This window comes from Mycolicibacterium xanthum, from assembly GCF_019710635.1.
Lineage (GTDB): Bacteria > Actinomycetota > Actinomycetes > Mycobacteriales > Mycobacteriaceae > Mycobacterium > Mycobacterium xanthum.
On record NZ_JAIFZS010000038.1, the window covers coordinates 136,954 to 144,724 of the forward strand.

General features: G+C 69.6%; 6 protein-coding genes. 5 read left to right on the forward strand and 1 reads right to left on the reverse strand.

Features of this window, described 5'->3' with window-relative positions; all coding sequences use genetic code 11:
- Positions 1 to 19 precede the first annotated feature (19 nt).
- The 3 genes from JDV09_RS15695 to JDV09_RS15705 all read left to right on the forward strand — a co-directional run bounded on the left by JDV09_RS15695 (position 20) and on the right by JDV09_RS15705 (position 3,653).
- Entirely contained in the window at positions 20 to 1,870 is a 1,851-nt protein-coding gene (locus JDV09_RS15695; RefSeq protein WP_221370058.1) for a serine/threonine-protein kinase, read from the forward strand.
- 49 nt (positions 1,871 to 1,919) lie between these two features.
- Positions 1,920 to 3,206, forward strand: a complete 1,287-nt coding sequence (locus tag JDV09_RS15700; RefSeq protein WP_221370059.1) for a lipid-transfer protein — start codon at positions 1,920 to 1,922, stop codon at positions 3,204 to 3,206.
- A gap of 90 nt (positions 3,207 to 3,296) precedes the next feature.
- On the forward strand, positions 3,297 to 3,653 hold the full coding sequence (locus tag JDV09_RS15705) for a hypothetical protein (protein ID WP_221370060.1): 357 nt from the start codon (positions 3,297 to 3,299) through the stop codon (positions 3,651 to 3,653).
- Between the two features lie 63 nt (positions 3,654 to 3,716).
- Here the strand turns inward: JDV09_RS15705 and JDV09_RS15710 are convergent, their stop codons facing one another.
- Positions 3,717 to 5,105, reverse strand: a complete 1,389-nt coding sequence (locus tag JDV09_RS15710; protein WP_221370061.1) for a cation:dicarboxylate symporter family transporter — start codon at positions 5,103 to 5,105, stop codon at positions 3,717 to 3,719.
- Positions 5,106 to 5,226: 121 nt separating this feature from the next.
- Between JDV09_RS15710 and JDV09_RS15715 the strand changes: the two genes are divergently transcribed.
- Positions 5,227 to 6,819 (forward strand): sensor histidine kinase, encoded by a 1,593-nt coding sequence (locus tag JDV09_RS15715; protein ID WP_221370062.1) that lies wholly within the window; start codon positions 5,227 to 5,229, stop codon positions 6,817 to 6,819.
- Positions 6,816 to 7,523, forward strand: coding sequence for a response regulator (locus tag JDV09_RS15720; RefSeq protein WP_221370063.1), 708 nt, complete (start codon positions 6,816 to 6,818; stop codon positions 7,521 to 7,523). Before JDV09_RS15715 ends, JDV09_RS15720 begins: the two co-directional genes overlap by 4 nt.
- The last annotated feature ends 248 nt before the right edge of the window (positions 7,524 to 7,771 follow it).

Below are 7,771 nucleotides of genomic sequence, written 5' to 3' on the forward strand. Positions count from 1 at the left end.
ACACACCTGAGGAGCACCGATGAGCAACCCCAACCGGGAGTCCCGCGTCGGCTCTCAGATCGGCCCCTACCGGTTGCGCCGACTACTGGGCAAAGGAGGCATGGGTGAGGTCTACGAGGCCGAAGACACCGCCAAGGACCGCATCGTGGCACTGAAATTGTTGCCCGAGGCCGTCTCCCACGATCCCGTGTTCCGCAAGCGGCTGCAGCGCGAGGCGCATTCGGCGGGCCGGCTTCAGGAGCCGCACGTGGTGCCGATCCACGACTACGGCGAGATGGACGGGCTGCTGTTCGTCGACATGCGGATGATCGACGGCACCGATCTGCGCAAAATGCTGCGGGAACAGGGCCCGCTGGGCCCGGCCCGCGCGGTGGCCATCGTCCGGCAGGTCGCTTCGGCACTCGACGCCGCCCATGCCGACGGCATCATGCACCGCGACGTCAAGCCGGAGAACATCCTCATCACCGGCGACGACTTCGCCTACCTGGTGGATTTCGGCATCGCCAACGCGGTCACCGACGAGAAGCTCACCCAATTGGGCACCGCGGTGGGGACCTACGCCTACATGGCCCCCGAGCGGTTCGGCTCCGACGAGGTCGATCAACGGGCCGACGTCTACGCGCTGACCTGTGTGCTGCACGAGTGCCTGACCGGGTCCCAGCCGTTCCCCGGGGACAGCGTCAGCGTCGTCATCACCTCGCACCTCACCAAGCCCCCGCCGCGGCCCAGCCAGATGCGCGCGAGCGTGCCCGGCGCGCTCGACGAGGTCGTGGCGCGTGGCATGGCCAAGCGCCCGGAGGATCGCTACGCGACCGCAGGCGAGTTGGCCGACGCCGCGACACAGGCGCTGTCTCGCCCGGAACAGGACCAGGCCGCGACGATCCTGGCACGCAGCGAGTCCGCCACGGTGCCGGCCATGGCGATGGCGCCGCTTGCGGCACATGCCTTCGCGGCGACCCCGCCGCCGTTCGGGGCGGCGACCCCGCCACCGTCGGGCTCGGGCCCGCCACCGTTCGGGGCCAACCCGCCGCCCCCGTCAGGGCCGACCCCGCCTCCGTTCGGGACCAACCCGCCACCACCGCCACCCGGCGGGAACTATCCCCCGCCACCACCGCCACCCGGCGGGAACTATCCCCCGCCACCGCCCGCCACCCAGCCGGGCTACCCCGTCCAGCCGCCACCGGGTGGCCCGCCACCCGGATGGCCGCCGCAGGGCCAACCCCCCGGCGGCGGAGGCGGCAACCGGGGCCTGCTGATCGCCCTGTTGGCCGCCGCGGCGGTGTTCGTGGTGGTGCTGGGCGGCCTGGGCGTGTGGTGGCTGGTCAAGCCCGACAACACCGCGTCCGGACCGGTGACCAGCAGTGCCACCAGCACGACGACGACCACGTCGCGCGAGCCGGAGCCCACCCGCCGGACCCGGACCACCACCACGACCCCGCCGCCGGACGAATCCTTCAACGACCAACTGATGGGCTCGTTGTCGATCGGCCACGACAGCTCCAACTGCGCGCCGGTCAACCCGCCTGCCGGAGCCGCTCTGGCGACGGTGGACTGCGACCAGACCACGATGCCCGGTGGGCCGGCGAACACCCGCTACTCGTTGTTCGGCGACCAGCAGACGCTGGACGAGAACTTCGACGGCGCAATCGAAGTGAACGACGAACTGCTGGAATGCCCCGGCAGCGGCATCGAGTCACCGACAACCTGGCACTACACCGAGACACCCGATCAGGTGGCCGGCCAGATCGCCTGTGGCACCTACGAGGGCCGAGCCGATCTGGTGTGGACCAACAACGACGCGCTGATACTCGCCGACGCGCAGGGACCCGACCTCGCATCGATACACGATTGGTGGCTGCAGTTCGGCTGACCGGCGCGGTACGTTGCTGGTGACCGCACCGCAGCGAAGGGATGGATCCATGGGCCGGGTGTTCGTGATCGGCGTAGGCATGACGAAGTTCGAGAAGCCGGGCGGACGCGCAGCTCGCGGAGCGGACCATGGGGCGGGACGCGCAGCTCGCGGAGCGGACCATGGGGCGGGACGCGCAGCTCGCGGAGCGGACCATGGGGCAGGACGGGAAACCTGGGACTACCCCGAGATGGCCAACGAGTCCGGCACCAAGGCGCTGGCCGACGCGGGCATCGACTACCGCCAGATCGAGCAGGGCTACGTCGGGTACGTGGCCGGCGACTCCACCTGCGGTCAGCGCGCCCTCTACGAGCTGGGCATGACCGGCATCCCGATCGTCAACGTCAACAACAACTGCTCGACCGGATCGACCGCGCTGTATCTGGGCGCGCAGGCCATCCGCGGCGGGCTGGCCGACTGCGTGCTGGCCCTGGGCTTCGAGAAGATGCAGCCCGGCTCACTCGCCGGCGGCGCCGACGACCGGGAGTCGCCGATGAAGCGGCACATCCTGGCGCTCAACGAGATCGACGAGATGCAGTTTCCGGTCGCACCGTGGATGTTCGGCGCCGCGGGCCGCGAGCACATGCGCAAGTACGGCACGACTGCCGAGCATTTCGCAAAGATCGGCTACAAGAACCACAGGCATTCGGTGAACAATCCCTATGCCCAGTTCCAGGACGAGTACACCCTCGACGACATCCTGGCCGCCAAGATGATCTCCGAGCCGCTGACCAAGCTGCAGTGCTCACCGACCTCCGACGGGTCGGCGGCGGTGGTGCTCGCCAGCGAGGACTTCGTCGCGCGCCATGATCTGGCCGGGCAGGCCGTCGAGATCGTCGGGCAGGCGATGACCACCGACTTCGCGTCGACCTTCGACGGCAGCGCCGCCAACATCATCGGCCATGACATGAACGTGCAGGCGGCGCAGAAGGTTTACCACCAGTCCGGGCTCGGCCCGGAGGACTTCCAGGTGATCGAGCTGCACGACTGCTTCTCGGCCAACGAGCTACTCCTCTACGAAGCCCTCGGCCTGTGCGGGCCCGGCGAAGCTCCCAAGCTGATCGACGACGACGAGACCACCTACGGCGGACGCTGGGTGGTCAACCCGTCGGGTGGCCTGATCTCGAAGGGGCACCCGCTCGGCGCCACCGGCCTGGCGCAGTGCAGCGAGCTGACCTGGCAGCTGCGCGGCACCGCGGACAAACGGCAGGTTGACGGTGTCACCGCCGCCCTGCAGCACAACATCGGGCTGGGCGGCGCCGCGGTCGTCACCGCCTACCGGCGCGCCGAGCGCTGACCGCGGGCCGCCTCCCCTGCCGAGCCGGGAAACGTCAGGACCCCCGGCGGCGATATCAAGGGCAGGTCGGGCTATCCAGGAGGTTCGGCGATGCGGACGATCGGAATGGCCGCTGCGGCGGCGTCAGCGCTGGTGTGCGGAACGGCGGTCCCCGCCGCCGCCGATCCACCCAACCCGCTGGAGGTCATCGAGCAGCTCGAGCTGGCGGGCTACACCGTCAACATCGACCGGATCGGTAGCGCGCCCATCCAGGAGTGCGTGGTGACCGGGGTGCGGAACCCGCAGCAGGTGACCGCCCCCGTGCTCATCGTCGACGGCCCCGGCCACCGCGGCGGCCATCACGGCGGCGGCCATCACGACGGCCCCTTCGACCGGCGCGGCGATCTGGATGTCGTGGAGGTGGTGGTGCACCAGTCGATCTCGGTCTCGCTGGACTGCACGCGCTGACTTTCCCCGGCACACGGAAAGACCCGGCCGGGGATCATCCGGCCGGGTCTTCCTGTCCGCGCCCTACACCGCCGCAGGGACTTTCTCCTGCACCGGCTCTTCGACGCGGGAGCCGTGCCCGTCATCGAGCATCGTCAGCTCGTCGAACGGATCCTTGCCCGCCAGAACCGAATTGACCTTCTCCCGGTCGACGGTCTTGGTCCACGACCCGACCAGCAGGGTGGCCACCGCATTCCCGGAGAAGTTGGTCAGCGCGCGAGCCTCCGACATGAACCGGTCGATCCCCACGATCAGGCCGACCCCGTCGAGCAGGTCGGGCCGATGCGCCTGCAGCCCGCCGGCCAGCGTGGCCAGGCCCGCGCCGGTCACACCCGCAGCGCCCTTGGAGGCCACGATCATGAACACCAGCAGGCCGATCTGCTCGCCGAGGGACAGCGGATCGCCGAGCGCCCCGGCGATGAACAGCGACGCCATCGTCAGATAGATGGCGGTCCCGTCCAGGTTGAACGAGTAGCCGGTGGGAACCACGACGCCGACCGTCGAGCGGTCCACGCCGAGATGTTCCATCTTGGCGATCAGCCTCGGCAGCGCGGACTCCGACGACGACGTCGACACGATCAGCAGGTACTCGCGGGCCAGGTAGCGGACCAACTTGAAGATCGACACGCCCGACACCACCCGGAGCAGCGACCCCAGCACACCGAACACGAAGATCGTGCAGGTCAGATAGAAGCCCAGCATCAGGGTCAGCAGCTGGCCGACCGCCGCCCAGCCGGTCTGGCCGACCACGTTGGCGATCGCGCCGAACGCGCCGATCGGCGCCAGCCACAGGATCATCACCAGCACCTTGAACACCAGCTTCTGCAGATGCTCGACACCACGCAGGATCGGCTGACCGGCCGATCCCAGCCCCTGCAGCGCGAAGCCGACCAGCAGCGCGACGAACAGGGCCTGCAGCACGCTGCCCGCGGTGAGCGCCGAGAACAGCGACGTCGGGATGATGCCCTGCACGAAGTCGAGCAGACCGCCGGCCTCGTGCGCCGTATCGGCCAGTTCGGCACCCTTACCCGCCGCGCTCTCCGACAGATGTATGCCGGTGCCGGGGTGCAGCAGATTGCCGACCAGCAGACCGATCGCCAGCGCGAACGTCGACATCGCCAGGAAGTACACGAATGCCAGCCCGCCGACCTTGCCGACGGTGGCGGCCTTGCGGACCGACCCGATGCCCAACACGATCGTGCAGAAGATGACCGGCGCGATCATCATCTTGATCAGCGCGACGAACATGGTGCCCAGCACACCGATGCTCTTGCCCACCTCGGGGGCGAGGATCCCGACGCCGACGCCGGCGACGACCGCCACGATGACGGCGATGTAGAGCCAGTGGGTGCGGTCGCGCCGCTTGGGCGCTTCGGGCGGCTGCGGCGCCGGCCTGTCCATCTTGATCGTCATGGTGACTGTCCTTCCGACTCGGGGTGGCGAAGTGGTCTGAAAGGATGGTCGACCAGGGCGTGAGCCAGGTCACGCTTTAGTTCATTTCGTTCAGGACCGGTCAGGCGGAGGTGCACGACAGATGCGACGCGCGCGACCCCAGGGCGGCCTCGGCGCGTGGCCGCGCTCGCTGGCCGGCCAGGCGATCGCGCTGCAGATCCTGGTGATCACGCTGATCGTCGTCGCGGGCAGTGCCCTGGCGGTCCTGGACGCGCGCCGCGACGGCGATGCCGCGGCGCGCCAGCAGGTGCTGGGCATCGCCACGGCCCTGGCCGATGCACCGTCGACCGCCCAGGCGATCGAATCGGGCCGGGCCACCGAGGTCCTGCAGCCGGTGACCGAGGCGGTGCGCACGCACACCGACATCGCGTTCATCACGATCATGGCGCCCGACCGGACCCGGTTCACCCACACCGACCCGGCGCAGATCGGTGCCCCCTACATCGGCACCATCGAGCCTGCGCTGCGCGGCGAGACGTTCACCGAGGTCTACACCGGGACGCTGGGCCCGTCGATCCGCGCGGTCGCCCCGGTGCGCAACTCGTCGGGCGACATCGTCGGCCTGGTGTCGGCGGGCATCCTGCAGCAGAGCCTGGCCGAGCAGTGGCGCGCCCAGTGGCCGGCCATCGCCGCGGTGAGCCTTGCCGCCCTTGCCGTTTCGTCCGTCGGGGTGTGGGCAATCCGGCGCCGGCTGCTGCGCCAGACGCGCGGCCTGCGGCCCGACGAGCTGCGGGTGATGTACGAGCACCACGATGCGATCCTGCATTCGGTGTCCGAGGGGTTGATCGTGCTCGACACCGACGGGGTGGCCCTGGTAAACGACGAGGCCCGTCGGCTGCTGGCGTTGCCGGCGGGCGAGGTGACGCGCGCGGACCTCCCGGAGTTCCTCCGCACGTTCAACCCGGGCGCCCGCGACGAGATCCACCTGACCGACGACCGGGTCCTCGTCGTCAACCGTTCCCCGGTGCACGACCCCCACGACGCACGCACCCACGCCACCGAGGTGGTCACCATCCGCGACCGCACCGAATTGCAGGGCGCGCTGGGCGAACTCAACTCGCTGAAGGTGCTCACCGACTCGCTGCGGGCGCAGGCCCACGAGGCCGCCAACAAGCTGCACACCATCGTGACGATGGTGGAGATGGGACGCGCCGACGAGGCGGTCGGCTTCGCCACCCACGAACTCGAGCTGTCCCAACGGCTGGTGGACCGGCTTTCGGGCGCGGTCGTCGAGCCCGCGCTGGTGGCGCTGTTGCTGGGCAAGACCGCCCAGGCCGACGAGCGTGGCATCGAGCTGACGGTGACCGAGGACACCAGCCTGCCCGCCGACTCCGACGAACTGCTGCTGACCGGTCAGGAGATGGTCACGGTGCTGGGCAACCTGATCGACAACGCGATGGACGCCTGCGACCGGGCCGACCCATGGGTGGAGGTGACCGTGAACCAGGACGACCAACGGCTGCTGATCCAAGTCGCCGACAGCGGGGCGGGCATGGACACCGGCACCTTCGAGAAGGCGATGCGGCGGGGCTACTCGACCAAGACCGGCGCCGACGCCGCACAGCACGGGCTCGGCCTGGCACTGGTGGCCCAGGTCGTCAAGCGCCACCATGGTTCGCTGAGCACCGACCTGACCTACGGCTCGGTGGTGACGGTCACGGTGGCCGGACCATGATCACCGTTCTCGTCGTCGAGGACGAACCGCTGATCGCCGAGGCCCACCAGGCTTATCTTGCTCGTCTGCAAGGCTTTTCGGTGGCAGCGGTGGTCCACACCGCCCGCGATGCGATGCGCGCCGCCTCGGAGGCCGCCGCCACCGAGACGCCGATCGACCTGGTGTTGCTCGATATCGGGCTGCCCGACGCCAACGGCATCGCGCTGGCCTCGGCATTGTCCGGCCTGCGTCCGACCCCGGACATCATCGCCATCACGTCCGAACGCGACCTGGAGATGGTGCGTGCGGCGGTGGGCCACGGCGCGCTGGCGTACTTGTTGAAACCCTTCACCTTCGCCGCGTTCCGGGACCGCCTCGAGCGCTACCGGCGGTTCCGTGCGGCACTGCCCGCGGGCACCGACGCGGCCAGCCAGGTGGAGGTCGACCGGGCGCTGGCCGAACTACGGGTGGGCGCGGACCGCACGACGGCCCCCAAGGGTGCCGCCGCGCAGACCAACGACGAGATCGCCAGGGTGGTTCGCGATGCCACGGCGGGCACCGATCACCCGGACGGCATCACGGCCGACGAGGCGGCCCGGCAGGTCGGGGTGTCGCGGGTAACCGCGTGGCGCTATCTGGAACGGCTCGCCGACGAGGGAACGGTCCGTCGGGCCACCGATTACGGCAGGGCCGGCAGACCGAAAACCCGCTACGTGTGGAGGTGAAGTCGACGTCACCGGCCGCGAGCGCGCGGGAATGCACACGACGCGCCGTGCGCGGGTGTGCCGACACGCGCGCTAATGGGTCTTGATCGGTGTTTCGTTGCCGGGTTTGGAGGCCTTGTCGCGCGACGCTGATTGTGAGCGGCTGGCCGGTGAGTACTTGCGCGCGCTGGACCTCGAGTCCTATGGCGAGATCGTGCCCCGGCCGGTTGTGGGTTCACCGTAAGTGCTGAAGGGATGTCGTGCCGGAG